The organism is Pseudomonas cremoricolorata, assembly GCF_000759535.1.
GTDB lineage: Bacteria > Pseudomonadota > Gammaproteobacteria > Pseudomonadales > Pseudomonadaceae > Aquipseudomonas > Aquipseudomonas cremoricolorata_A.
Genome location: NZ_CP009455.1, coordinates 3,831,740 through 3,855,643, shown reverse-complemented (window position 1 = coordinate 3,855,643; position 23,904 = coordinate 3,831,740). Strand labels below are relative to the sequence as shown.

23 protein-coding genes are annotated in these 23,904 nt (G+C 64.4%); 14 read left to right on the top strand and 9 right to left on the bottom strand.

Going from position 1 to position 23,904, the window contains the following annotated elements; genetic code table 11:
- Positions 1-47: 47 nt before the first annotated feature.
- Complete coding sequence (locus LK03_RS17500; RefSeq protein ID WP_049870545.1) at positions 48-2,150, top strand: TonB-dependent receptor family protein; 2,103 nt, start codon at positions 48-50, stop codon at positions 2,148-2,150.
- Between the two features lie 110 nt (positions 2,151-2,260).
- Positions 2,261-4,261 (top strand): peptidase U32 family protein, encoded by a 2,001-nt coding sequence (locus LK03_RS17495; protein ID WP_038413683.1) that lies wholly within the window; start codon positions 2,261-2,263, stop codon positions 4,259-4,261.
- A gap of 106 nt (positions 4,262-4,367) precedes the next feature.
- On the opposite strand, the gene LK03_RS17490 is transcribed toward LK03_RS17495, so the two are convergent.
- The 3 genes from LK03_RS17490 to LK03_RS17480 all read right to left on the bottom strand — a co-directional run bounded on the left by LK03_RS17490 (position 4,368) and on the right by LK03_RS17480 (position 7,137).
- Complete coding sequence (locus LK03_RS17490; RefSeq protein WP_038413682.1) at positions 4,368-5,651, bottom strand: NTP/NDP exchange transporter; 1,284 nt, start codon at positions 5,649-5,651, stop codon at positions 4,368-4,370.
- Positions 5,652-5,653: 2 nt separating this feature from the next.
- On the bottom strand, positions 5,654-6,565 hold the full coding sequence (locus LK03_RS17485; protein WP_038413681.1) for an aldo/keto reductase: 912 nt from the start codon (positions 6,563-6,565) through the stop codon (positions 5,654-5,656).
- Between the two features lie 107 nt (positions 6,566-6,672).
- The gene (locus LK03_RS17480; RefSeq protein ID WP_038413680.1) at positions 6,673-7,137 is read right to left on the bottom strand and encodes a sterol desaturase family protein; all 465 of its coding nucleotides are present in this window, start codon (positions 7,135-7,137) and stop codon (positions 6,673-6,675) included.
- Positions 7,138-7,545: 408 nt separating this feature from the next.
- Between LK03_RS17480 and LK03_RS17475 the strand changes: the two genes are divergently transcribed.
- Positions 7,546-8,241, top strand: coding sequence for an MgtC/SapB family protein (locus tag LK03_RS17475; RefSeq protein ID WP_038413678.1), 696 nt, complete (start codon positions 7,546-7,548; stop codon positions 8,239-8,241).
- A 21-nt stretch (positions 8,242-8,262) separates the two neighbouring features.
- Here LK03_RS17475 and LK03_RS17470 read toward each other — a convergent pair whose 3' ends face one another.
- Positions 8,263-9,831, bottom strand: coding sequence for a sensor domain-containing diguanylate cyclase (locus LK03_RS17470; protein ID WP_038413677.1), 1,569 nt, complete (start codon positions 9,829-9,831; stop codon positions 8,263-8,265).
- 213 nt (positions 9,832-10,044) lie between these two features.
- Between LK03_RS17470 and LK03_RS17465 the strand changes: the two genes are divergently transcribed.
- Entirely contained in the window at positions 10,045-10,293 is a 249-nt protein-coding gene (locus LK03_RS17465; protein ID WP_038413676.1) for a hypothetical protein, read from the top strand.
- Between the two features lie 41 nt (positions 10,294-10,334).
- Here the strand turns inward: LK03_RS17465 and LK03_RS17460 are convergent, their stop codons facing one another.
- Positions 10,335-11,345 (bottom strand): DNA-binding protein, encoded by a 1,011-nt coding sequence (locus tag LK03_RS17460; protein WP_038413675.1) that lies wholly within the window; start codon positions 11,343-11,345, stop codon positions 10,335-10,337.
- A gap of 341 nt (positions 11,346-11,686) precedes the next feature.
- On the opposite strand from LK03_RS17460, the gene LK03_RS17455 reads away from it, so the two are divergent.
- The 3 genes from LK03_RS17455 (at position 11,687) to LK03_RS17445 (ending at position 15,275) form a co-directional block, all read left to right on the top strand.
- Positions 11,687-14,014: a putative bifunctional diguanylate cyclase/phosphodiesterase gene (locus LK03_RS17455; RefSeq protein WP_038414805.1), complete on the top strand. Its 2,328-nt coding sequence runs from the start codon at positions 11,687-11,689 to the stop codon at positions 14,012-14,014.
- 68 nt (positions 14,015-14,082) lie between these two features.
- Positions 14,083-15,033, top strand: a complete 951-nt coding sequence (locus LK03_RS17450; protein ID WP_038413673.1) for a site-specific integrase — start codon at positions 14,083-14,085, stop codon at positions 15,031-15,033.
- A gap of 62 nt (positions 15,034-15,095) precedes the next feature.
- Positions 15,096-15,275, top strand: coding sequence for a hypothetical protein (locus LK03_RS17445; RefSeq protein ID WP_038413672.1), 180 nt, complete (start codon positions 15,096-15,098; stop codon positions 15,273-15,275).
- 37 nt (positions 15,276-15,312) lie between these two features.
- Here LK03_RS17445 and LK03_RS17440 read toward each other — a convergent pair whose 3' ends face one another.
- Positions 15,313-16,389, bottom strand: a complete 1,077-nt coding sequence (locus tag LK03_RS17440) for an alpha/beta hydrolase family protein (protein ID WP_038413671.1) — start codon at positions 16,387-16,389, stop codon at positions 15,313-15,315.
- Between the two features lie 121 nt (positions 16,390-16,510).
- Positions 16,511-17,119, bottom strand: a complete 609-nt coding sequence (locus LK03_RS17435; RefSeq protein WP_038413670.1) for an FMN-dependent NADH-azoreductase — start codon at positions 17,117-17,119, stop codon at positions 16,511-16,513.
- A 231-nt stretch (positions 17,120-17,350) separates the two neighbouring features.
- Here LK03_RS17435 and LK03_RS17430 point away from each other — a divergent pair, with 231 nt between their 5' ends.
- Complete coding sequence (locus tag LK03_RS17430; RefSeq protein ID WP_038413669.1) at positions 17,351-18,280, top strand: LysR substrate-binding domain-containing protein; 930 nt, start codon at positions 17,351-17,353, stop codon at positions 18,278-18,280.
- Between the two features lie 17 nt (positions 18,281-18,297).
- Here LK03_RS17430 and LK03_RS17425 read toward each other — a convergent pair whose 3' ends face one another.
- Positions 18,298-18,681 carry a DUF1294 domain-containing protein gene (locus LK03_RS17425; protein ID WP_038413667.1) on the bottom strand — a complete coding sequence of 128 codons (384 nt, stop codon included), beginning with the start codon at positions 18,679-18,681 and terminating at the stop codon, positions 18,298-18,300.
- Position 18,682: 1 nt separating this feature from the next.
- Positions 18,683-19,513 carry an undecaprenyl-diphosphate phosphatase gene (locus tag LK03_RS17420; RefSeq protein WP_038413666.1) on the bottom strand — a complete coding sequence of 277 codons (831 nt, stop codon included), beginning with the start codon at positions 19,511-19,513 and terminating at the stop codon, positions 18,683-18,685.
- A gap of 249 nt (positions 19,514-19,762) precedes the next feature.
- Here LK03_RS17420 and pnuC point away from each other — a divergent pair, with 249 nt between their 5' ends.
- From pnuC to LK03_RS17390, 6 genes are all read left to right on the top strand, one after another.
- Entirely contained in the window at positions 19,763-20,329 is a 567-nt protein-coding gene (gene pnuC / locus LK03_RS17415) for a nicotinamide riboside transporter PnuC (protein ID WP_038413663.1), read from the top strand.
- A complete protein-coding gene (locus tag LK03_RS17410; protein ID WP_038413661.1) occupies positions 20,326-20,850 on the top strand; it encodes an AAA family ATPase in 525 nt (174 codons plus the stop codon). The genes pnuC and LK03_RS17410 overlap by 4 nt, the downstream gene beginning before the upstream one ends.
- 320 nt (positions 20,851-21,170) lie before the next feature.
- Positions 21,171-21,617: a hypothetical protein gene (locus tag LK03_RS17405; RefSeq protein ID WP_049870544.1), complete on the top strand. Its 447-nt coding sequence runs from the start codon at positions 21,171-21,173 to the stop codon at positions 21,615-21,617.
- Position 21,618: 1 nt separating this feature from the next.
- Positions 21,619-22,197: a hypothetical protein gene (locus tag LK03_RS17400; RefSeq protein ID WP_038413660.1), complete on the top strand. Its 579-nt coding sequence runs from the start codon at positions 21,619-21,621 to the stop codon at positions 22,195-22,197.
- A 56-nt stretch (positions 22,198-22,253) separates the two neighbouring features.
- The gene (locus LK03_RS17395; protein ID WP_038413659.1) at positions 22,254-23,141 is read left to right on the top strand and encodes a hypothetical protein; all 888 of its coding nucleotides are present in this window, start codon (positions 22,254-22,256) and stop codon (positions 23,139-23,141) included.
- A 70-nt stretch (positions 23,142-23,211) separates the two neighbouring features.
- Entirely contained in the window at positions 23,212-23,892 is a 681-nt protein-coding gene (locus LK03_RS17390; RefSeq protein ID WP_038413657.1) for a C39 family peptidase, read from the top strand.
- The last annotated feature ends 12 nt before the right edge of the window (positions 23,893-23,904 follow it).

The window sequence follows — 23,904 nt, the reverse complement described above, 5'->3', positions numbered from 1 at the left end:
GCGTATGCCGGCCGCGTCCTCGCTTTTTTTGCAGGAACCTGCCCCGCATGACCCACGCTTTTTCCTGGTGCCGCCCGTTCACCGCCCTGCTCCCGGGCCTTGGCCTGTGCGGCGTCGCCTGGGCCCAGCCGCCCGCCTCGTTCACCCTGCTCGAACCGCTGGTGGTGACCGGCAGCTACGCCCCCAGCGCCAGTTTCGACCTGCCGTTCTCGGTCGATACCGTCGAGCGCAGCCAGTTCGCCGATGGCCAACTGGGCGTCAATCTGTCCGAGGCGCTCAACCGTGTGCCTGGCCTGGTGGTGCAGAACCGTCAGAACTATGCCCAAGACTTGCAGATTTCCTCGCGCGGCTACGGCGCGCGTTCGGCCTTCGGCATTCGTGGCCTGAAGCTGATCAGCGATGGCATTCCCGCCAGCACACCCGATGGTCAGGGCCAGGCGGCAACGCTCAACCTCGATGTGGCCGATCGCGTCGAAGTGCTGCGCGGCCCGGCCTCGGCCATCTACGGCAGCAACGCAGGCGGGGTGATCCAGATGTTTTCCCGTGATGGCAGCGGCCCGCCCAAGGTCGGCGCAGCCACCACCTACGGCAGCGACGGTTTCAGCAAGCAGCGGGTGTATGGCGAGGGCGGCAATGACGATGCCGGGTTCATCGTCGACGCTTCGCGCATGGATACCGACGGCTACCGCGACCACAGCGCCGCGCGCCGCGACCAGACCTTCGCCAAGGTCCACGTCAACCCTGACCAGGACAGCCGCCTGGCGCTGATCTTCAGCAGCCTCGAGCAGAACGGCACGCAAGACCCGCTCGGCCAGACCTGGCAAGGCTACAAGGATGACCCGCGGTCGGTGTCGGCCAACGCCTTGAGCTACGACACACGCAAGAGCATCCACCACCAGCAGCTGGGCATGAACTACGAACGCGCCTTTGGCGACGCCACCTTGCAGTTCAACCTGTATGGCGGCAAGCGCAGCGTGATCCAGTACCTGTCGATCCCCAAAGGTGCGCTACCCAATCTGCGCGGTGGCGGCGTGGTCGACTTCGACCGCGAGTTCCACGGCGGCACGCTGCGCTGGATTCAGCCGATCAGTGCGGCGCCGGGGGATCTGAAAGTCACCGTCGGCGCCGACTACGACCGCAGCCAGGACGATCGGCGCGGCTTCCAGAACTTCAGCGGCGATACCTTGGGCGTCAAAGGCGAACTGCGCCGTGACGAGATTGACACCGCCACCAGCCTTGACCCCTATGTGCAGGCGCACTGGGAGATCGAGCACTGGACCTTCGAGGCCGGCCTGCGCCGCAGCAGCTTGCGCATGAAGGTCGACGACCACTACCTGGACGATGGCGACTCCAGCGGTTCGCGCACCTACCAGCGCACCCTGCCGAGCCTGGCACTGATGTACGCCTTCACCCCCGAGCTGCAAGGCTACATCAGCGCCGGCAAGGCGGTGGAAACCCCGACCCAGGCCGAAATGGCCTACGCGCCGGGCGCTGGCGGTGCATTCAACTTCGGTCTTTCCCCTGCGACCAGCACCCAGGTCGAACTGGGCCTTAAAGCGCGACCCGATGCCAACACCCGCATCAACGCCGCGCTGTTCGAGATCCGTACCGATGACGAGGTGGTGGTGTACGCCTCCGAAGCCGGTCGCACCAGCTACCAGAACGCCGGCAAGACCCTGCGCCGTGGCCTGGAGCTGAGCGTGCAGCGCGAGTTCAGCCCGCAGTGGCAGGCCAACCTCGCCTACACCTGGCTCGACGCCACCTACGCCCAGGACTTCAGCAAGAGCGGCCAGACCGTCGATAAAGGCAACCAGCTGCCGGGCGTACCGCGCAGCAGCCTGTTCGCCGAGCTGGTGTGGACGCCGCGCGAGGGCATCAGCATGGGCCTGGAGGGTCAGTACCGCAGCAAGGTGTATGTCGAGGACAGCAACCAGCAGCACGCCGCGCCCGCTTACACCGTGTTCAACTGGCGCACCCAGTTCGAGCAGACCTTGGGCCCATGGACCTTCCGAGAGCTGGTACGGCTGGACAACCTGCTCGACCGCCAGTACGTCGGTTCGGTGATCGTCGGCGACGGCAATGGCCGCTACTACGAAGCCGCGCCAGGACGCAGTTGGTACGCCGGCGCCGGGCTGGAATATCAGTTCTAGGCTGCGCGCGCGAGCTGCCCGGTGTGCAACTGGGCAGCTCGAGGGTGCCGGGGCGGCGTTTCACCGCTACAATCCCCCGCCTCGACCGTGACAAGCCTGACCATAACGACATGTCCCTGCCCAAGAACCACCTCGAACTGCTCAGCCCCGCCCGTGACGTGAGCATTGCCCGCGAAGCGATCCTGCATGGCGCTGACGCCATCTATATTGGCGGCCCCAGCTTTGGCGCGCGGCACAACGCCTGCAACGAGGTGAAGGAAATCGCCGAGCTGGTGACCTTCGCCCGTCGCTATCATGCGCGGGTGTTCACTACCCTCAACACCATCCTCCACGACAACGAGCTGGAGCCGGCGCGTGCGCTGATTCATCAGTTGTACGATGCCGGCGTCGACGCGCTGATCGTGCAGGACCTCGGGGTGATGGAGCTGGATATTCCGCCCATCGAGCTGCACGCCAGCACCCAGACCGACATCCGCACCCTGGAACGCGCGCGTTTTCTCGACCAGGCCGGCTTCTCGCAACTGGTATTGGCCCGTGAGCTGAACCTGCAGCAGATTCGCAGCATCGCCAGCGAAACCGACGCGGCCATCGAGTTCTTCATCCACGGTGCGCTGTGCGTGGCGTTCTCCGGGCAGTGCAACATCTCCCACGCACAGACCGGGCGCAGCGCCAACCGGGGTGATTGCTCCCAGGCCTGCCGCCTGCCCTACACCCTCAAGGACGACCAGGGCCGGGTGGTGGCCTTCGAGAAACACCTGCTGTCGATGAAAGACAACAACCAGACCGCCAACTTGCGTGATCTGGTCGATGCCGGCGTGCGTTCGTTCAAGATCGAGGGCCGCTACAAGGACATGGGCTATGTGAAGAACATCACCGCCCACTACCGCAAGGAACTCGACGCCATTCTCGAAGACCGCCCCGCGCTGGCCCGAGCTTCCAGCGGGCGGACCGAGCATTTCTTCATTCCTGACCCGGACAAGACCTTCCACCGCGGCAGCACCGACTACTTCGTCAGCGACCGCAAGATCGACATCGGCGCGTTCGACTCGCCGACCTTCACCGGCCTGCCGGTGGGCGTGGTCGAGAAGGTCAACAAGCGCGACCTGCTGGTGGTCACCGAGGTGCCGTTGACCAACGGTGATGGCCTCAACGTGCTGCTCAAGCGCGAAGTGCTGGGTTTTCGCGCCAATATCGCCGAGCCACGCGGGCAGTTCGAGGGAGACGGCCAGCCGCGCTACCGCTACCGCGTCGAGCCCAACGAGATGCCGGCCGGGCTGTACAAGCTGCGCCCGAACCATCCGCTGTCGCGTAACCTCGACCACAACTGGCAGCAAGCCCTGCAGCGCACCTCGGCCGAGCGTCGCGTGGGCCTGAGCTGGCACGCCGAACTGCGCGAGTCGCACCTGGCGCTGACCGCGCGCAGTGAAGAAGGCGTCAGCGTTCAGGTGCAGTTGCCAGGCCCGTTCGGCGCTGCCAACAAGCCTGAACAGGCGCTCGAGCAATTGCACGACCTGCTCGGCCAGCTGGGCACCACCCAGTACCACGCCACCGCCATCGAGCTGGACGCGCCGCAGGCGTTCTTCATTCCCAACTCACAGCTCAAAGCGCTGCGCCGCGAAGCCATCGATGCGCTGACCGAAGCGCGCGTGCAGGCCCATCCGCGCGGTGCGCGCAAGGCCGAGACCAGCCCACCACCGGTGTACCCGGAGGCGCACCTGTCGTTCCTGGCCAACGTCTACAACCAGAAGGCCCGCGATTTCTACCATCGCCACGGGGTCAAGCTGATCGATGCTGCCTACGAGGCCCACGAGGAACACGGCGAAGTGCCGGTGATGATCACCAAGCACTGCCTGCGGTTCTCGTTCAACCTGTGCCCCAAGCAGGCCAAGGGCGTAACCGGCGTACGCACTAAGGTGGCGCCGATGCAACTGATCCAGGGCGATGAAGTGCTGACCCTGAAATTCGATTGCAAGCCGTGTGAAATGCACGTGATCGGCAAGATGAAAAACCACATCATCGACCTGCCCACCCCGGGCAGCGCGGTGGGCCAGGTGGTCGGGCACATCAGCCCGGAAGACTTGCTCAAGACCATTCACCGGGCGCCGCATTGAGGCAGGCATAGACCGGCTTCACCGGACATTCGCGGCTAATGCCGCTCCTGCACCAACCGTGGGAGCGGCTTTAGCCGCGAAGGGCCGCCACAGGCATTAGCCGCGTTCAGCATCCATTCCCGCGCTCCAGCCCCCGCTGCCGCCGGCCCAGCCAATGCCCTGTCGCCCCCCATGCCACCGCCAGCACCCCGCCGATCAGCATGGCCAGTTGCGGGTGCTCGCCGAGCACATCCAGCGCCCTTTTCAGCCAGCCACTCAGCGCGTCGCCCCCGCGATAGACCACCGTATCGATGAAGTTCTTGGCCTTGTACTTGGCCTCATTGGGCAGCACGGTGAAGAGCATCTCGCGACCGGGGCGCACCAGCGCGTACTCGCCCGCCCGGCGCAGCACCATCACCGCCACGAACAGCGCAAAGGTCGGTGCCAGGGCCAGCCAGACGAAGCCCACCGCCATCGCCAGCGGTACACCCACCAGCAGCACCCCGACCCCCAGCCGCCGCGCGAGACGTCCGGTGAAAAACACCTGGGTGAGAATCGCCAGGGTCTGCACCACCGTATCGATCAAGCCGAACACCTGGGTCTGCCGGGTGCGGTCGGTGAAGGTTTCGCTGACCAGCCGCGCCTGCTCGAAATACAGGAACGTGCTGACACTGGCGAGCAACAGCACGAACACCGCGATGCCGAGCAGGTACGGCGTGCGCAGTACTGCGCTGGCACCCGCCCAAGGGTTTCCCCCGACCGGTCGGCAGGCGGCTTGCTCGCTGTCGCCCGGCAGCGGGTGCTGCGCACGCCAGCGTTGCAGGTAGAGCACCGCCAGGATGCTGCCGAGCAGCAGCAACGCCGCCAGCACCAGCAGCCCGGCATGGCCGAGCGGCGCCACCAGCAGGGTGCCGAGCATCGGCCCGCTCAGCCCACCGAGGCTGGCGCCAGCGGCGAACAGGCCGAACAGCCGCTTGCTCTGCTCGCTGCTGAACACATCGGCGAGCACGCTCCAGGCCAGGGAAATCGCCAGCAGGTTGAATACCGACAGCCAGATATAGAACGCCCGCGCCTGCCACAACCCCTCGGGATCGCGCTGCAGCAAGACCGCGAACAGCACCAGGTTGCTGGCGAAGAAGGCATAGGTCCACGGCAGAATGCGCCGGCGCCGTACTTTCGACACCAGCCAGCCGAACAGCGGCAGGCACGCCAGAGTGGCGATGAAGGTGCCGGTGAACAGCCATTGCAGGTTATCGATACCGCCGGCCACGCCCATGGTTTCGCGCACTGGGCGCAGCATGAAGTAGCCGGTGAACAACAGATAGAACAGCGTCAGTGCGCCCAGCACCCCCGGGCCTTCGCCAGGGGCAAGGTTGAGCCAGCGGGCCAGACGCTGCCGCCACCGGCCCATGCTCAGGCGAACTGCTCGATCAGGGCCTGGCGCTGTTGCGCAGTGAGCAGCGGGCCGCGACCGGCCTTGAGCTGATCGAGCTGGCGGTCCGGGCGGCCAGTGGCGGGGATCACTGCGGTCACTGCCGGATGGCTGATGGCGAACTTGAGAAACAGCTGCGCCCAACTGCCGATGCCCAGCTCCGCACACCAGCCAGGCAGCGCCTGATCCTTGACTCGGGCGAACAGTCGACCATCGTCGAAGGCGCGATTGGCCAGCACCGCGACGCGTTTTTCCTGGCACAACGGGAATAGCGTCCTGGCCGCCTCAGGGGCATTGACTGAATAGTTGATCTGCACGAAATCCAGCGACTCGCGGCGCACGATGTCCGCCACTTCGGCGTGACCGCTGTTGAGGTAGTGGGTGATGCCGATATAGCGGGTCTTGCCTGCCGCTTTCAGCTCACGGGCGTAGGCCAGTTGCCGCTGCCAGTCGCGCAGGTTATGGATTTGCAGCAGGTCGACCTTGTCGGTACGCAGGCTTTTCAAGCTGCCGGCCCACTGCCGTTCGGCCGCCTCGCGGCTGTCGGCGGCGATCTTGGTGGCCAGGAAACACTGCGTGTGCCAGCCGCCCTCTTCCAGCAACTGTCCCAGTACGGCATCCGCGCCGCCGTAGTTGGGCGAGGTGTCGATGACCCGACCACCGCCTGCAAAGAACCCTTTGAGTGCCTGCTGCAGTTGGCCATAGGCCGCAGAATCGGCCTGCACCTCGAAACTGCCCGAGGTACCGGCACCGATGACCGGTAGCTGTTCGCCGGTGCTGGGGATCGGCCGGCTGAGCAGCCCTGCCTCAGCGCTGGCGACGGCGAGCCAGGGACTGCTGGCAAGCAGGCCCACGGCGGCGCTAGCGCGTAAGACATCACGACGTCCATACATAGGAAGTTTCCCCGTCACAAATCGGAAACTTCCTAGGCTAGTTGCTCAGGCCGACGTTTGATCGGGATTCTGTATCTGGATGTAAGAATTCAGGCGGGGGCCTGCGATCAGCGCTGGCGGCGTGCGCGCAACTGGCGCTTGAGTACCGCCAACGGCGGTGCATAGAAGAACCCGAACGACACGCTACCGCTGCGGCCCTTGACCGCGTGGTGCAGACGGTGGGCACGTTGCAGACGCTTCAGATAACGGTTGACCGGTCGCGGAGCCCGTGGCCAGTGGCGATGAAACAGGCCGTCGTGCAGCAGCACGTACAGTACCCCATAACCGGCCACCCCTGCGCCGACCCATTGCAACGGCGCATGCCCGGCTTTGCCGAGCGCCACCAACGCGGTGGCGATCAGCGCCAGGGCCAGCAGGTAGACATCGTTGAGTTCCAGCACGCCCAGCTGCGGGGCGTGGTGCGAGCGGTGCAGCCACCAGCCCCAGCCGTGCATGACGTACTTGTGGGCCAGGGTGCCGACACCTTCCATGGCCAGCAAGGTGCCGAACAGCACGGCGAAGTTGTACAGCATGAAGGCGTTCCGCAGGACAGCGTTGGGGCGGCAAGATTACCACCGCCGCCGCTGGCTTCGCCAATGCACTCGTCGTGTAGGGCAAATCTGAATTCAACCCGGCAGGCCTTTGCTACGTTGACCTGCGCCGGCGTGGCTCGTAAGGTCCGCCGCGCACTACTGCATCGGTACAGGAGACCACCATTGGACAGTTGCCCCAGTCGCTTGCGACAGACCCTCAGGGTGCGCTAGTCCGGCAGTGCTGCTGCCGCGGTCTGGCGTCCGCCGACCGCGTTCGCTGGCCTCAACGCCAGCCCCCCCTAACGCTCCACGCACCCTTGCGGCCTTACGCATCTCTGGTTTCGATCCCCACCGCCGGCTGCGTTGCCGGCGTTTACGCGGGCACGTCCCCGCACAGAGGTTGTTGCTATGGAATGGAACATATTTCTCCTGCGCGTAAGCGTCGCGCTGGTGCTCGGCGCACTGATCGGTGCGGAACGACAACTGCGCCAGCGCCTGACCGGCCTTCGCACCAACGCGCTGGTCAGCACCGGCGCCTGCCTGTTCATGCTGATCACCCAGGCGGTGCCGGGCATGGAGCCGGGCGACGCCTCGCGGGTCGCCGCCTATGTGGTGTCGGGCATCGGCTTTCTCGGTGGCGGCGTGATCATGCGTGACGGCTTCAACGTGCGCGGCCTGAACACCGCCGCGACGCTGTGGTGTACCGCCGCGATCGGCGTCCTGTGCAGCCTCGACCTGTTGCTGGAAGCCGCCCTCGGCACCTTGGTAGTGCTGTGCGCCAACATCCTGCTGCGCGAGGTGGCCCAGCGTCTGGACCGCCAGCAAGTGGTGCCGGCCAGTGAGGTCGAGCAGCAGTTCGAGGTGCGCATCATCTGCCGCGCCGAAGACGAGATTCAGGTGCGCAGCCTGATGTTGCACAACCTCAGTGACCCCGGGCTGCGCCTGCAATCACTGCACAGTGAAGACCTCGACGCCGGTGCGCGGCTGCAGGTGCGCGCCGAGTTGCTCGGCAGTGCCCAGGCGCCGCTGCAACTTGAGCGCATGGTCAGCCGCGTGAGCCTGGAGAAAGGCGTGAGCAGCGTGCGTTGGCAATTGCTCGACTGAGCGCGCCTGCCCCGGCACGTCTCAGGGCGTCTGCCACTCACCCACCTGCGGCGCCAGGTTCACGCGGTCGCGTCCTTGGTGCTTGGCTTCGTACAACGCAGCGTCTGCCGCCTCGATCAGTGCGCCGGCGCTGACTACAGCCCGTGCTGGGTAGCCGATAGCGATACCGGCACTGACCGAGACGATACCCAGTGGGCTGTCAGTATGCTCGAGGGCCAGCCGGCGCAGGTTGTGCAGAATCTCATGCACCACGGCCCCGGCGCCCTCGGCGTCGGTGTCGGGCAAGAGCAAGGTGAACTCTTCGCCGCCGTAGCGCACCGCCAGGTCGGCCGGGCGTTTGAGTGCGGCCTGGAGCACTTCGCCGAGGCGCCGAAGGCACTGGTCGCCGGCTGGGTGACCATAGCGATCGTTGTAGCGCTTGAAGTAATCCAGGTCGATCATCACCAGCGCCAGCGGGTAATCCTGACGCCGCGCCCTACCCAGTTCCGATTCCAGCACGCCATCCAGGCGCCGGCGATTCCCGAGTCCGGTAAGGCTATCGGTCAAGGCGAGCGAGCGTAACGTCTGGTGGGCCTGCAGCAAGGCGCGCTCGATGGCGATCCGTTCGCGCAACTGACGCAGCACCACCCAGGCGAATGCCGAAAGGCCAACCATCAACAGCAGCAGAACCACCACGCTCTTGATCATGTCGTGGCGCCACGGCTCGATGATCGACTCGCGGGACAATCCTGCTTCGGCCACCAGCGGGTAATTACTCAACGCCTGGTAGCCGTAAATGCGCTGCGTGCCATCGGTGACCGCTTTGGCCTCGACCACGCCTTGCTCGGCATAGGGCAGGTGATGACGGAAGATCTCGCTGCTCGCCAGGCTGACACCCAGCACTCGCTCGCTGAACGGCCGCCGCACCAGGATCGTGCCGTCACGCTTGGCCAATACCAGTGCGCCGCGGTCATCGATCTTGAAGTCGCCGTAGTAGCGGACGAACCAGTCGACCTTGATGGTGCCCAGCAGGACGCCGGCAAAACTGCCATCCGGGTGATCGAGACGCCGCGAGATCGGGATGATCAGTTCGTTGGTGGTGCGGCTCTTGATCACCGAGCCGATGTGCACGTCACGCGAGGTGTGTTCGCGGTGATAGACGAAATAGTCTCGGTCGGCGTTGTTGGCGTTGGGCGGGACGGAGGTCTTGTCGGTCACCAGCCAGTAGCCTTGCGCATCGTAAACGAACAGGCCGTGCAGTTGCGGCATGATCTCGGCTTGCTGGCGTAGCACACGGTGAAGGCGTTTGCGGTCGAGGTGGGTCAAGCCATCGCCTTCTACCCGCTCGGCGAGCGCTGCGGTGATGGCGTCGACCTGGCGAATGGCGTCTTCGGCATGCTGGGCAGTCGCCCGGGCCAGGTTGGTCACGGCGTCCTGAGCGTTGGTCAGGGCATGTCGGTAATCACGCCAGATACGCCAGCCCTCGACCAGCACGAAGGTCAGCATGACCACCGCCATGAAGCTCGCCACCAGCCTGAACAGCGCCACCGCCCGCGCTTCGCCGGTTGCCGTGAAGAGGCCGTCATCGTCCTGTTGTGTGCCTGAGCGCATTGCAATCCCTGTTGCTGGAGCTTTTGCCGGCGCTGACTATAGCTGCCCGCGCCTGTTGATGCAGCGTCATTGATTCATCCGAACAAGCTTGGTCGGTCAGGGTTCCCCCGCGTCGCTGCCGGGAAAAAGATCAAACCTTTGCCAGCGTCAGGGCTCAACCGTATGCACATGGCGCTACTCGCTGTGCCGATGAATCAATCAAGAGGTAACCACATGAGCAATCAAGCCCTGCAAGCCGAGCTGCTGACCCGACTCTTGCACGCCCACCCACATGGACTGGGCAAGGAGATTCTCGACAACTACCGGGGCGAGAAAGCCGTCGCCGGGATGCTCAAGACCCTTCAGGATGACGGCCTGATCCACGACGGCGCGGTGAGCATCGACGAACATCAGGTGAGTCTGTCGTACCCGATCAAGTTGTCCAGCGCCGGCGTCGACGCGGCGAAGAAAGCCGAAAGCTGATTTCCAGCCCCCACCTCGGAAACCTACCAGGTGGGGGTCTTCTACTCCTCCGCTCGCTGCTCCCCTCGCGCTCTCAACTGCGCACACTCCTCTCGACTTTCGCGCAAGGCGTTGTGCTGTTGGGTCAGCTCGTTCTGTAAACGTTCCAGCTGCCTGGCCTGCTCAGTACACAGCGACTGGCGCTGCTCCAGACGCTGCGCCTGCTGCGCGGTGTGCCTGCGCAGCTCGTCACTGGCGCCCTGCACTTGGGCCAGCATCGAGCGCAAGCCTTCGATCTGGGCGTCACGCTGCTCAAGCAATTCGTCGCGCAGGGCCAATTGCGCGAGCGCATGGCGCTGCTCGCCCTGCGCCCGCTCGTTGTCGCGGTGCAGCCGGGTCAGCTCGTCCTGCCTGACCACCAGGCTCTGCTGTAACTGCCGCAGCTCGACCTGCAACTGCTGCACCTGGCCTTCATGGCGGCGCTGCTCCTGCTCACGCTGCTCGCGGCTGGCGGCGCGATAGTGCTCGAGAGCATCGCGGGCGTGCCGGTGCTTTTCTTCCAGCGAACGCAGATGTTCGTCCTTGTCGGTGAGGCGCACCTGCAGTTCGCCGAGGGATTGATTGAGGCTGGCATTGCGCAGCTGTTCAGCCTGTAGCGACGCGGTAGTTGCCTGCAGCCGCTCGGATTCTGCCGCCAAGGCGCTGGCCTGAACCTCGGCTTGCTGGTGCGCTGCGGCAAGGGCCTGCTGAGCCACTTGCAGTTGCGTTTCGAGCTGCTGGCGCTGCTCGGCGAAGGCGCTCTGCGCCGCGTGCAGCTCCGCTTGGGCTTCGACTTCGAGCTGCTCGGCGAGCTGTTGCACCAAGGCACCTAGCTGCTCGCTGAGCGCAGGGCCCTGCGCCTGCGGCGACGGTGCAAGCGCTTCCAGCTCCTTCAGATAGCGGTGAATGGTGGTTTTGGAACCGGTATTGCCGAGTTCGATACGTATCGCATCGATGCTCGGGTGCTCGCCACGGGCGATCAGCGCCTGCCGCGCCTGCTGCACTACCGCCCTGTTGATGCCGCCACGGGCCATGTCCGCTCCTATTATTTCGTACCATGGTATGTACCACGTAATTACGTACCGATTCTGCAAGCGTAATCTGGAGATCACAAGCTATTTCTAAGATCAAATAATCACGGCTTATCGCATGTGATTAATGATTTGCTGTGATTTTTCGTTCAAGTCAGTGCGACCGGTATGTATGGAGTACCAGCCAGCACGTTTCGTAGTCAGACGCAGGGCGCCGGTTTAAAAGCCGGCAGCCCCTCAGGAGCGCCTGTGAAACGCATCCGTCAAGGCACATGGCCATCAGTCATTCGGTTGTCATCTTTCTGTCGTACTTTTCCGCATCCCTTCTGCTGGACTCGCCCTTCGTGACACGACGCTCACTCTCTTCGGCGCGCTTGCTGCCGCAGTTGCTTCTGGCCTTGTGCGCCATCACCCTGGTGTTTCTCTGGGGGCTGCATTTCACCCAAAAGGCCGCCGCCCGCGAGCAGGCACTGCAGGCCAAGGCGGCTGAGCACCTGAATTTGGCGAGTGTGGTGGGTGAAAGCCTGCGTCAGGTGGTCGATCGCGCGCAGGTGGTGGGTCGCGTGACCCAGGACGGCATGAAGGCGCTGCGCCAGACCGACTTCAGCCTGGCGCAACTGCTGGCCCAGGACCCGGTATTCCAGCGCATGGCCCTTTACAGCCGGGATGGGCGCCTGCTGTCCTCCAGTGATGACCAGGACCGAACGCGGCTGCCTGAAGCCTGGTTGGCGCAACTGGTCGAGCATGTCGGTCAGCAGGGTCTGCATCCCTTGCTGGTACACACTGACGCGCCGACGTCTGTTGCCAGCGACGACACCCCGCGCCTGCTGTTCATGCTGCCGCTCGGCGAGGGAGTGGGCAGCCGACTCGACAGCCTGCTGCTGGTCGAGCTGGACATCGACTACCTGGCGGTGCTGTTTCAGCACATCGATCTGGGCCAAAGCGGACGGGTGCGGCTGTTGCAGGACGACGGCCAGGAGCGCCTGCGCATCGATGGCCGAGGCGTGACGCCAGTCAGTGACGCATTGATCCCAAGCCTCCCGGCGATCGCCAACGATGCCGGATTGCTCACCCAGTCTTCGCCCGCAGGCGTCTTTCAGAGCCTGTACCGGCGCATGTCCGATCACGGCTTCAGTATCGTCGTCAGCCAGCGTGAAGATGAGATCCTCGCTGCGGTCAACGCCACGTACACCCGCCAGTTGTGGCTGAACCTGTGCATGACGCTGATGATCCTCGCCGGCCTGGCCTGGGGGCTGCGGCTGTTGCGCAAGCGTCAGGACGCCTTCTGCGCGCTGGAACAGGCGCAGCAGGTGAATCAGCAACTGATCGGCCGCCTGGAAGACGCCCATCGTCTGAGCAGTCACGCCGCCGCGACCGACCACTTGAGTGGGCTGCACAACCGCCGCCAGTTCGTCGAGATCGCCAGCCAGGCACTGACGGTGCAGCGTGGCAGGAGGCAATTGCTGGCGATACTGTTCATCGACATGGATCGCTTCAAATCGATCAACGATTCGCTCGGGCATAAGGTCGGCGACCTGCTGTTGCAAGCGGTGGCTGGGCGTATCCAGCGTCTGCTGGGCAGCACCGACCAGGCCTCGCGCTTTGGCGGCGATGAATTCGTGGTATTGCTGGCCGGCGAGCGCAGCGAAGAGCAGATCGACGCCTGGGTGCGCGCGCTGGTGGAAAAGCTCTCGGCCACGTATGCCCTCGATGGCCAGGAGGTCAACACCAGTCCTAGTGTCGGCGTCAGTATCTGCCCGCGCGATGGTCAGGACATCGACACCTTGATTCGCTGCGCCGACGCTGCGATGTACTCGGCCAAACAGGCCGGTCGCGCGCAATACCGCTTCTTCGATCCCTCGCTGAACCTCGCCGACATCCAGGCCTTCACCCTGGAACAAGCGTTCGGCAGTGCCCTGGCCGAGCGTCAGTTCGTACTGCACTTCCAGCCGCAGTTGCGCCTCGATACCTTGCAGGTAATCGGCTATGAAGCCTTGGTGCGCTGGAACCATCCTGCATTCGGCCTGCTCTACCCGGACCGCTTCATCGGCCTGGCCGAGCGCAGCGGATTCATCGTCGCCCTGGGCTGGGAGGTGCTCCGCCTGGCGTGCCAGGCCTTGCGTGACTGGCCCGCAGCTGCTGCCGACGCACGTTTGGCAGTGAACGTCTCGGCGCTGCAGTTGCGCCAGAACGACTTCAGCGAACGGCTACTGATCACCCTTCAGGAGTACGGCCTGGAGCCGGCACGCCTGGAACTGGAAATCACCGAAACCACCGTACTGGACGGCGAAGGTATGGCGCTGGAGCATCTGCGCCGGCTACGCGCTGCCGGAATAGGCGTCAGCCTGGACGACTTCGGTTGTGGCTATGCCGGTTTCGCCCATTTGCAATCGCTGCCGCTGAGCAAGCTGAAGATCGACCGTGCGCTGATCGCGCCGCTGTCCAATAGCTATGACGACAGTCCGATCGTGTCCTCGACCATTATCCTGGCCAAGCGCCTGGGTCTGGAGGTGGTTGCCGAGGGCGTGGAAACCCGCGAGCAAGTGGTGTGCCTGAAGCTTGCGGGCTGCGACGTTGCCCAGGGGTATCACTTCAGCCGCCCGCTGTCGGCCCGGCAATTGGCCGAGTATCCACCCTTCAGCGGCGTCCAGGACGCTGCCTGTAGCCATTGAACGGCCCTTGGCCGGGGTCGACGGCTGGTTTAAGGTGGCGGCCATTGTCCACCCCGATGGCCTGACCCATGACCGACATCGAACGCTATGTTCGCGCCGCGACCCGCGACAATACCCGGCGCAGCTACCAGGCTGCCGTCGAGCACTTCGAGGTGCACTGGGGTGGCTTCCTGCCCGCCACGGCCGACAGCATCGCCCGCTACCTGGTCGAGCATGCCGACGTGCATGCGGTCAGTACGTTGCGCCAACGCCTGGCCGCGCTCGGTCAATGGCACCTGAGCCAGGGCTTTCCCGATCCGACCAAAGCCCCGCTGGTACGCCAGGTGCTGCGCGGCATCCGCACGCTGCATCCGGCTCAGGCCCGTCAGGCCACCCCGCTGCTGCTCCAGCACGTGCGCACCGCCGTGCAGTGCTTCGAGACAGAAGCCCAGCAGGCCGAGGCCGCCCACGATCTGCCTGCCCTGTTGCGCGCCCGTCGCGACCGAGCCTTGCTGCTGCTGGGGTTCTGGCGTGGCTTTCGTGGTGATGAGTTGGCGCGCTTGCAGGTCGAGCATATTCAGGCCGAGGCCGGTGTCGGCATCAGCCTGTACCTGCCACGCAGCAAGGGCGACCGCGAAGGCCTGGGTGTGCAGCACCGCACCCCGGCGCTCAAGGCGCTGTGTCCGGTCAACGCCTACCTGCAGTGGATCGAAGTGGCAGGCCTGGCCCGTGGCCCGGTGTTTCGCAAGCTCGATCGCTGGGGCAACCTCAGCGACGCCGCACTCAACAGCAACAGCCTGATCGGCCTGCTACGGCGCATGCTGGAACGGGCGCAACTGCCGGCTGCGCTGTACACCGGCCACTCGCTGCGCCGCGGTTTCGCCACCTGGGCCACGGCCAACGGCTGGGAACTCAAAGCCCTGATGAGTTATGTCGGCTGGAAGGACGCCAAGTCAGCCCTGCGCTACATCGATGCCGCGCAGCGCTTCGGCGAGCTGGCCGTCCCTGCGCCAACGCCGCTGCTGCCCGGAAAAGACTGAACGCCCTAGCCACTGCGATGACCTAACCCCTGACACCCACGTCATTGCACGAGGAGCGCACCATGGCTGACCCAGGCGAACCCGATCCGTACATCGATGACAACCTGCGCAACCCAGGCGAACCGCTTCCCGATGGCGCACGCCCGTTCAACCCTGAGCCCGATCCTGAGCTGCCTGAAGAGCCAGAGGTCGCAGAGTGTCCGCAAGGCCAGGTGCCGCCGGAAGAACAATCCGACGGCTGATGCCGTATTGCCAACCCTGCGCGGCGGCTCGCCGATCTCAGCGGGCTGCCGCCGCGCGCAGTGCTGGCACCGGCTGTCGTTCAGCGATGGTTGCGGATTGATCGCCTCGCAACGTTTCGCTGAAAAACCTCGCTGCCTCCTCCTGTAGCGTCTGGTGGATATCATGGCGGTCGACCCCCTCGCCGTCTTCGCACAGCACTGGCATGCGCCGCTGTTGACGCTCGTCGCAAGGGGCCATGAAGACGAAATGCCCCGCGCCATTGAGCAGCCGATAGTCAGACACTTGCGGCAGCTTGCGTGCCAAGGCATCAGCATTGTGTTCCAGCGCCAACAGCTGGTCCTGATCGCCGCTGTAGATCAGCGTCGGCACCTGCACGCTACTGAGTGCCTGGCGACCGAACAGCAGGCTCAGCGGCGCCATCAGCAACGCCGCACCGATGCGCGGATCTTGCTGGGCAGCGAGCTCGGCATGATCGGCAATCAGTACGCCCCGGGTCTTGCAGGCGTCACGGTCATCGGGGAAGCGTTGGCAGTATTGCTCCAGGCGCTGCAAGTCCGGCCTGGCGCCAGCCATGATCAGTGCCGTCTCGCCGCCTGCCGAATAGCCGATGACGCCCACCTGCCCCTCATCCAGACCTTGCCGCAAACGACTGTCTTCACGGGCTGCGGTGATGGCTGCGCTCAGCTGCAGGGGACGACCGTAGACATTGCTCAGCGCGCCCAGGCGGCTGTGGTCACGGTCGTTGTCACCCGGATGCACCACTGCAACCACGATGAATCCCTGCTCGGCCAGCGCCGTGGCCAGGTCATGCAGCGCCAGCGGGCTGCCGCTGTTGCCGTGGGACACCACCACCAATGGGAAGCGCCCACGTGCCAGGGGCTGGTCGAGGCCTGCTGCCACGTCGTAGCCGTCGATGCGGCTGTGGGCGGCAGGCGCCGTCGACGGGTAGAACGCCAGCGCCGCCATCGGGCTGGCGTCGACCGGATCGCTGAGCTGCAGCCACTGCACGGCGGCATTCCAGCGTGCAGGGCGCGCTGCAGTTTCGGCATGGGCGAGCGATTGCAGCAACAGGCCGGCAAGTAACGCAGGCCACAGACGGCGAGGTGTTTTCATCCTGCGATCCCAGGGTCAGGGTGTCAGCGCTGCCCTGAGCTTAGGCTCGCCGGCTCAGGGCACAGATGAAAACTCGATGAAAACCACCGGCGTGGGCCGGTGGTGGCGAGGCTTTGGACGGTCAGGCGGCGCTGAAGGCTTCGGCAATCTGCGCCTTGGCGCCCTGCAAGGCGCTGCTGCGCTGCTCTTCACCGTAGGCCAGGCCTTCGGCGCGCACGACCTGAATGTCGGTGATGCCGATGAAGCCGAGGAACACGCGCAGGAAATCTTCATGGCCGACACCGCTCGGCTGGCCTTGGTGCATGCCGCCTGCGGTGGACACCAAGACCACTTTCTTGCCGCCACACAGGCCTTCAGGGCCGGCTTCGGTGTAACGGAAGGTCTGCCCAGCAACGGCGATGCGGTCGATCCACGCCTTGAGCTGGGTCGGCACACTGAAGTTGTACATTGGCGCACCGATCACCACGGTGTCGGCGGCAAGGAACTCGGCCAGTGTCTGGGCGCTGAGCTGCACTTCGTGGGCCTGGGCGGCATCGCGCGCTTGTTCGGCAGTACCGGCGGCCAGCAGCGTGGCGGCAGAGAAGTGGCTGATGGCGTCGGCGGCCAGGTCACGGTAGGTCACTTCGATGCTCGGGTCAGCGGCCTGCATGGCCTGCACGACCTGCTGGGTGAGCTGACGCGAGGCGGAATGCTCGCCGAGAATGCTCGAATCGATATGCAGCAGTTTCATAGCGGTGCTCCTATGTGCAATGGGGGCATGCCCGAGGGCAATTGACGACGGTGGCCATCCTACTGGAGCGATCAATGGATGATAAGTAGCAGTTTGCGCACTGGATTGTTCTGTTTATGGAACGATGGAAGTCAAGATATTGCGATTGTCGGCGGCGGAGTACAAAAGTGCTCCTGACGGCGTGTTCGTCGCAGCTGCTATCATTGCCCGTCCTTCCCTATGGTCTGCGCCATGACGACTCCCCGCGCCTTCCCTGCCACCCGCGACCTCAACGACCTGTTCTATTTCACCGAAGTGGTCGCCGCCGGCGGGTTCGCTGCCGCGGGGCGCCGCCTGGGCATTCCGAAATCGCGCCTGTCACGACGCATCGCCGAGCTGGAGGCGCGCCTGGGCACGCGTCTGCTGCAACGCACCACCCGGCAGTTGAAGCTGACCGCCGTCGGTGAGCGCTACCTGCATCACTGTCAAGCAATGCTGCTGGAGGCCGAGGCTGCCGATGAGGTGGTGGCCAGCATGAGCAGCGAGCCGCGCGGACGCTTGCGGGTGTCGTGTCCCGTCGCCCTGGCCCATGCTCTGCTGCCGGACATCATTACCCGCTTTCTCAGCCAATACCCGCTGGTGCAGTTGGACATGGTGTTGCTCAACCGCCGTGTCGACCTGATTTCCGAGGGTATCGATGTGGCCTTGCGGGTGCGCGAGCTGGGCGATGAAGACCCGGCGCTGGTCACTCGCCGGTTGAGCCAGGCGCAGATGCAACTGGTGGCTGCGCCGGGGTTTGCCGAACGCCTCGATGACCCGGCACAACTGGCCGAGTTGCCAGTGCTGGGCGCCACCGAGGCCGACCGGCTGGTGCACTTGCGCCTGCTGCACGGCGACGGCCGCCGCCATGACCTGGCACTCGAGCCGCGGCTGGCGGTGGATGATTTCGTCGTGCGCAATGCCGCCGTGCGCGCAGGGTTGGGCTTCAGTGCCCTGCCCAGCCTGTTCTGCGAGGCGGAACTGGAACGGGGCGAACTGGTGCGGCTGTTGCCGGAATGGTCATTGCCAGGCGGCTGGCTACAGGCTGTCTACCCGCACCGGCGCGGCTTGCTACCGGCCGTGCGGGCGTGGATCGATCATTTGGCGGCGTCGTTCGAGACCTGCGGCGAGCGTTACGTGTAAGGCGTCGCCGATCAGGCTCAGGAACCTTGCCACGCCAGCAGCAGCGGCGTGAGCCATAACGCCTGGTGCAAGGCCACGATCAGCCAGAACGGCACTTGGTAGGCCAGTTTGCGCGTCTTGTGGCGCAGCAGTTGTTGCGCCAGCAATGCGCCGGGCCAGCCGCCGCACAGTTCGCCCATGTGCAGCACTTTCTCGGGAATGCGCGATCCCTGCCGGCGAGCCTGGCGCTTGTCGTAGCCGTACAGCGCCGCAGTGATCGCGCTGGCCAGGGGGTAAAGCAGCAGCGGCACTGGACTGACACCACTCAGGGCCAGGTGCGCCGCGCCTAGACCTGGCAGCAGGCACAGGCCGATGAAGATCGCCAGCTTCAGCGGCAGGCGTTGAACAGTGTGCTGGGTCATGTCAGGCGATCGCCGTCGACCAGTCGACCCAGCCGAATGCCCAGGTCGCCAGAATCAGCACACCGAAGACGATGCGGTACCAGGCGAAGGCTGCGTAGCTGTGGTGAGCGATGAATTTGAGCAGCGCGCGCACGGCGATCATGGCGAAAATGAACGACACCACGAAGCCCAGGGCGAACACCGGCAGATCAGCAGGCTGGAACAAGTCGCGGTACTTGTAGCCGGAATAGACCGCCGCGCCGACCATGGTCGGCATGGCCAGGAAGAACGAGAACTCGGTGGCAGCCTGGCGAGACAGCCCGAACAACAGACCGCCGATGATCGTCGATCCCGAACGTGAGGTGCCGGGAATCATCGCCAGGCACTGCACGAAGCCGATTTTCAGCGCATGACTCCAATTCATCTCATCGACGTGCTCGACCTCGATCCGATGTACGCGCCGTTCGGCCCAGAGCATGATCACGCCACCGATCACCAGCGCCGCAGCCACGGTGATGGGGTTGAACAAGTAGTGATGGATCAGATCGGCGAAAATCACCCCCAGCACCACTGCCGGCATGAAGGCGATCAGCAGATTGAGGGTAAATCGGCGTGCGCGAGGCTGCCTGGGCAAACCGACGACGATGTCGCCGATCTTGCGGCGAAACTCCCAAACTACCGCCAGGATCGCACCCAGCTGAATGATGATGTTGAACGCCATGGCGCGTTCTCCACCGAAGTCGATCAGGTCGGCCACGATGATCTGGTGACCGGTGCTGGAAATCGGCAGGAACTCGGTCAGCCCTTCGACGATACCCAGAATGATTGCCTGAGCGGCACTCCAAAAATCCATCAATCCCCCAAAAGCGCCGCAGATGGCGGGCGCCCGTTGTGACCAGTACGAAAGCGGTATTGCACAAGCGATTAAGCGCGGCTGTTTTACAGCGTGCGTTGGTCGCAGCGCCAGCGGAAAAGTTCAGCAGTGACAAGGTTTCATCTTGTTCCTACAACGCCATGTCATTAACGCACCCGCGCATGCACTGGCATTGCCGGCGGCTCAAGGTACAATCGCCGGCCCTATCCCCCTCGCACAGGAACGCCGATGTCCGGCCTGGAACTGTTCGCCGCCGTACTTGGCGTAGTCGCCGTGTGGCTCACCGTCAAGCAGAACCCTTGGTGCTGGCCTATCGGCCTGGTCATGGTGTTGCTGTACAGCTGGATTTTCTATGAGGTGAAACTCTACTCGGACATGCTGTTGCAGGTGGTCTACGCCGCGCTGCAACTGTACGGCTGGTGGCAGTGGACACGCCCTGGGGGACACGCACACGCGCGGCAGGTCAGTCGTCTGGCGCCCTCGGCGCTGCTCGGCGGGCTTGGCACGGGATTGCTCGCCAGCCTGGCCCTGGGCGCGGCGATGGCGCACTGGACCGACGCCGCCCAGCCCTGGCTGGACGCCGCGCTCACCGGCTTCAGTCTGGTGGCGCAACTGTGGATGGCGCACAAGCGTGTGCAGTGCTGGCCGCTGTGGGTGGTGCTGGATGTGATCTTCGTGGCCTTGTTCCTGTACAAGGGGCTGTACCTCACCGCTGCGCTGTACGCGCTGTTCACGCTGATTGCCGTGCGCGGCTGGCAGGAGTGGCGCCGTGACCCAGCGCTGGCCTCGGCATGAAGGTGGTGGTGCTGTGCGGCCCGGAATCGAGTGGCAAGAGCTGGCTGAGCGGGGAAATTCAGGCCCGCTTCGGTGGCCAGGTAGTCGGTGAGTACGTGCGCCACTTCATCGACCGCGAGCAGCGCGACACCTGCTACGCCGACATTCCCGCCATCGCCTGCGGCCAGCTCGACTGGGAAGACCGCGCCAGGGCCAGCGCCCCGCCGTTGCTGATTCTCGATACCCACCTGCTGAGCAACCTGCTGTGGAGTCGCACACTGTTCGGCGACTGCCCCGCGTGGATCGAGCATGCCGTGCTGGAACGTGAGTATCACCTGCACCTGCTGCTGCGCCCAGACGGGGTCGACTGGGTCGATGACGGCCAGCGCTGCCAGCCGCAGTTGCAGGAGCGCCAGCGCTTCTTCGACGCCAGTCTGGCCTGGTTGCTGCGTCATCAGCAGCCGCTGCAGATCATCGAAGGCTCATGGGATCAGCGGCGCGTCGCCGCGCTCGGCGCGGTGGCTGAACTGCTGGAGCGATGAAGCCCGACGCCCGCCCTCGTCTCAGTCCTGAAACACATCACCGCGGCGCAGGCCGCGTCTGCGCTGGACCGACGCTGCGCTGCGGCGGTCTGTATCAAGCCTGAAACACCCAGTCAACCACGATGGCCGCTCCTGTAAACGCAAGGGCTTGACCCACGATCACCCGGATGAGTGTTTCAGCCTTGAAACAACATCGCGGGTTGATTGACTCCGTATTCATCCAAGTCGTTGTATTCCCAGGCTTTTCAAAAAGCGGCACAGCTTCTGCTATCTCTCTGGCACCGCCGCAAGGCACCACGCAGACCAGGGAGAACGCCGTGATGATCGCCACCCGCACGTTGCCCGCAGTGCTGTTCGTCGCAGGTATCGGCTGCATCAGCCTGGCGCAGCCGGTAGTCGCTGCCGGCAATGGCGTGATCGTCATCAACCGCGATGTGCAGCCGCGCGCCGCAGTTCGCCATACCGGCACCCCAGACCCCTACCCGGCCACGGTCAGTGCCAATCCCTCGCAGCACGTGCTGGCGCAAACCAATGAACTCAGCGACGGCGACTTCGCTTCGGTTGCCAGCGGCACCCGCTTCAACCGGGTACTGACCCCCGACAGCCACGGCAACCTGCCGGGCATGAATGCGGGCCAGGGCCAGTTGCCGGGTGTCGGCGGCGGCTCGGCAGCCGGCGCCTCGGCAGGCAACAGCATTTCCAACACGGTCAATCAAAGCGTCCAGCGCGGCCTGGCCCCGCTGCAGATTCTGACTCGGGGGCAATGAGATGAACGTCCGTCTGCTTTGCCTCATCTGCACCGCGCTCGGCAGCACCAGCGCCCTGGCTGCCTCGCCGGTACAGGACACTGCCCGCATCGATGGCAGCGCCAGTGCCTATCAAGGCAACTTCAGCATCAATCAGGCCGCCGGTGACACTCTGCAGCAGGCCAACGCTCGGTCCATCGCCATCGGCAGCAGTGCCAGCGCCCACACCGCGATCGAGCAGTCCAGCGATTTGGCCGCCAACCCGGCGCGCGACGCCAGCGCCGCGATTACTGGCAATGCCTTCAGCGGCGGCAACGGCTTGTTGGGCGTCAACCAGGCAGCCGGTGCCAGCACCCAGCAAGCCAACAGCGTGCGGATCGGCATCAGTGCCCTCCCACAGCGCATCGACGACAGCATTCTCAGCCAGCAGACAGTAGCGCTGGCCAACAGCTCCGACGCAACGGATCACGCACCAGGCAGCCGCCAGGTCACCCTCGGGGACCAGGCCTTCACCGGCAGCCGTGGGGTCGTCCAGTTGAATCAGAGCGCCGGGGTCGGCAATCGCATGGCCAACACCCTGAGCGTCCGGGTCGCTGATTGACCCATATGGCACCAAGACACATCCCACACTTAACGGCAAACAAGCGGAGAAACACCATGAAACCAACAACGGCACTCAAGCCTCTGGTATTCGCCCTGGCTGCAGTCATGGCAGTGGCAGCACAAGCAGGTGGCTATGGCTCCAATGGCATTGGTGCTGCCGCCAGTGTCAACGACACCCAAAGCAACAGCAACAACTCCAACCTCAATCAAGGGACTCGCAACGACGCCCGGGTCGACAGCTCGGCCAACGGCTCGCAAGGCAACCTGGGCGCCAACGCCGCGGCCGGGGTGGCCAACCAACAGGACAACGCCGCCGCCATCGCCACTGCAGATGAGCGCTTCATCTTCGGCAGTGCATCCGCGTCCACCAACGTCAACCAAGTCAACAGCGGCAACTTCGCTAACAACCACTCGACGTCCAACAGTGCCAGCCTGTCGAACTCGGCCAACGGCACCTCGGGCAACGTTGGGGTCAACGTCACCTCCGGCAGCTACAACCAACAGAAAAACAACTTGGCCATTGCCGTCTCCGCGGGTCAGGTAGCGTCCGCCTCGGCCGGTGCCAACCAGAGCAGCAGCGGTTTGAACGTTCAAAACCGCACCGATCGCAGCCACGAAGTCACCACCCTTACCACCACCACCAATGCCAAGGGCACCTACTCGGGCACCGGCACAGGCTACATCGAGGAGCGTGGCAGCTACGGCAGCAGCCAGCGCCACCCGATCAAGATTCACGAAGAAGGCACCTTTGGCCTGGCAGGCTCGTCCTCCTACCAAGTGCTGACCCCGACCGGCTGGCGTAACCCGGTCACCAACACCGCCAGCTTGAACAACTCGCTCAACGGCGTGTCGGGCAACGTCGGTGCCAACGTTTCGGCCGGCACCAGCAACCAGCAAAGCAACTCGCTGGCCATTGCCGCAGGTTGCCAGGCCTGCAAGTAAGGCAGTACGCGAACAGGGCCCCTCGGGGCCCTTTTCCTGTCTGTAGCCGATGCTGTCGCTGGAGAGAACCATGCGCGTCGTTCTACTTGCCGCACTGATGTGCCTGAACAGCCTGTGCCTGGCCGCGCAGATGGCCGTGGTGGCATTGCCGGGCGGCAATATGGTGTACAAACCGGTGCAGAGCGTTCGTGAACGTCGCTTCGCCGATCTGGTGCAACAACGTACCGACTTCAGTTGCGGCGCCGCCGCCCTGGCCACCGTGCTCAAGCAGGCCTACTGGCTTGACGTCGACGAGCATCAGGTGATCGAGGGTATGCTCGCCGAGTCCGATCAGGACACCGTCAAGGTCCAGGGCTTTTCCATGCTCGACATGAAACGCTATGTCGAGCGCATCGGCATGCGTGCCCGCGGCTACCGGGTCGAAGCCGACAGCCTGCAGCGCATTACCATCCCGGTGGTGGTGTTGATGGATATCCGCGGTTACAAGCACTTCGTGGTACTACAGCGCATCGACAAGGGCTGGGTCTACATTGGCGACCCGGTACTGGGCCACAAGCGCTACAGATTCGATGATTTCGTCAAAGGCTGGAACGGCATCGTGTTTGCCGTCATCGGTCCAGGCTATGACAAGGCCAACGCGCTGCTCGACCCACCCGCCCCGCTTACCGCGAAAAGTCGCGTCGATGGGTTCTTCCCGGTCGAGGATGCGCAATTGATGGAATTCGGTTTTATCCAGAGTGATTTCTTCTAATGACGACAGGGG

Excerpts from the sequence above, each read along its gene's own strand:
- LK03_RS17500 (WP_049870545.1), top strand. The coding sequence starts at position 48 with ATGACCCACGCTTTTTCCTGGTGCCGCCCGTTCACCGCCCTGCTCCCG.
- LK03_RS17495 (WP_038413683.1), top strand. The coding sequence starts at position 2,261 with ATGTCCCTGCCCAAGAACCACCTCGAACTGCTCAGCCCCGCCCGTGAC.
- LK03_RS17490 (WP_038413682.1), bottom strand. The coding sequence starts at position 5,651 with ATGGGCCGGTGGCGGCAGCGTCTGGCCCGCTGGCTCAACCTTGCCCCT.
- LK03_RS17485 (WP_038413681.1), bottom strand. The coding sequence starts at position 6,565 with ATGTATGGACGTCGTGATGTCTTACGCGCTAGCGCCGCCGTGGGCCTG.
- LK03_RS17480 (WP_038413680.1), bottom strand. The coding sequence starts at position 7,137 with ATGCTGTACAACTTCGCCGTGCTGTTCGGCACCTTGCTGGCCATGGAA.
- LK03_RS17475 (WP_038413678.1), top strand. The coding sequence starts at position 7,546 with ATGGAATGGAACATATTTCTCCTGCGCGTAAGCGTCGCGCTGGTGCTC.
- LK03_RS17470 (WP_038413677.1), bottom strand. The coding sequence starts at position 9,831 with ATGCGCTCAGGCACACAACAGGACGATGACGGCCTCTTCACGGCAACC.
- LK03_RS17465 (WP_038413676.1), top strand. The coding sequence starts at position 10,045 with ATGAGCAATCAAGCCCTGCAAGCCGAGCTGCTGACCCGACTCTTGCAC.
- LK03_RS17460 (WP_038413675.1), bottom strand. The coding sequence starts at position 11,345 with ATGGCCCGTGGCGGCATCAACAGGGCGGTAGTGCAGCAGGCGCGGCAG.
- LK03_RS17450 (WP_038413673.1), top strand. The coding sequence starts at position 14,083 with ATGACCGACATCGAACGCTATGTTCGCGCCGCGACCCGCGACAATACC.
- LK03_RS17445 (WP_038413672.1), top strand. The coding sequence starts at position 15,096 with ATGGCTGACCCAGGCGAACCCGATCCGTACATCGATGACAACCTGCGC.
- LK03_RS17440 (WP_038413671.1), bottom strand. The coding sequence starts at position 16,389 with ATGAAAACACCTCGCCGTCTGTGGCCTGCGTTACTTGCCGGCCTGTTG.
- LK03_RS17435 (WP_038413670.1), bottom strand. The coding sequence starts at position 17,119 with ATGAAACTGCTGCATATCGATTCGAGCATTCTCGGCGAGCATTCCGCC.
- LK03_RS17430 (WP_038413669.1), top strand. The coding sequence starts at position 17,351 with ATGACGACTCCCCGCGCCTTCCCTGCCACCCGCGACCTCAACGACCTG.
- LK03_RS17425 (WP_038413667.1), bottom strand. The coding sequence starts at position 18,681 with ATGACCCAGCACACTGTTCAACGCCTGCCGCTGAAGCTGGCGATCTTC.
- LK03_RS17420 (WP_038413666.1), bottom strand. The coding sequence starts at position 19,513 with ATGGATTTTTGGAGTGCCGCTCAGGCAATCATTCTGGGTATCGTCGAA.
- pnuC (WP_038413663.1), top strand. The coding sequence starts at position 19,763 with ATGTCCGGCCTGGAACTGTTCGCCGCCGTACTTGGCGTAGTCGCCGTG.
- LK03_RS17410 (WP_038413661.1), top strand. The coding sequence starts at position 20,326 with ATGAAGGTGGTGGTGCTGTGCGGCCCGGAATCGAGTGGCAAGAGCTGG.
- LK03_RS17405 (WP_049870544.1), top strand. The coding sequence starts at position 21,171 with ATGATCGCCACCCGCACGTTGCCCGCAGTGCTGTTCGTCGCAGGTATC.
- LK03_RS17400 (WP_038413660.1), top strand. The coding sequence starts at position 21,619 with ATGAACGTCCGTCTGCTTTGCCTCATCTGCACCGCGCTCGGCAGCACC.
- LK03_RS17395 (WP_038413659.1), top strand. The coding sequence starts at position 22,254 with ATGAAACCAACAACGGCACTCAAGCCTCTGGTATTCGCCCTGGCTGCA.
- LK03_RS17390 (WP_038413657.1), top strand. The coding sequence starts at position 23,212 with ATGCGCGTCGTTCTACTTGCCGCACTGATGTGCCTGAACAGCCTGTGC.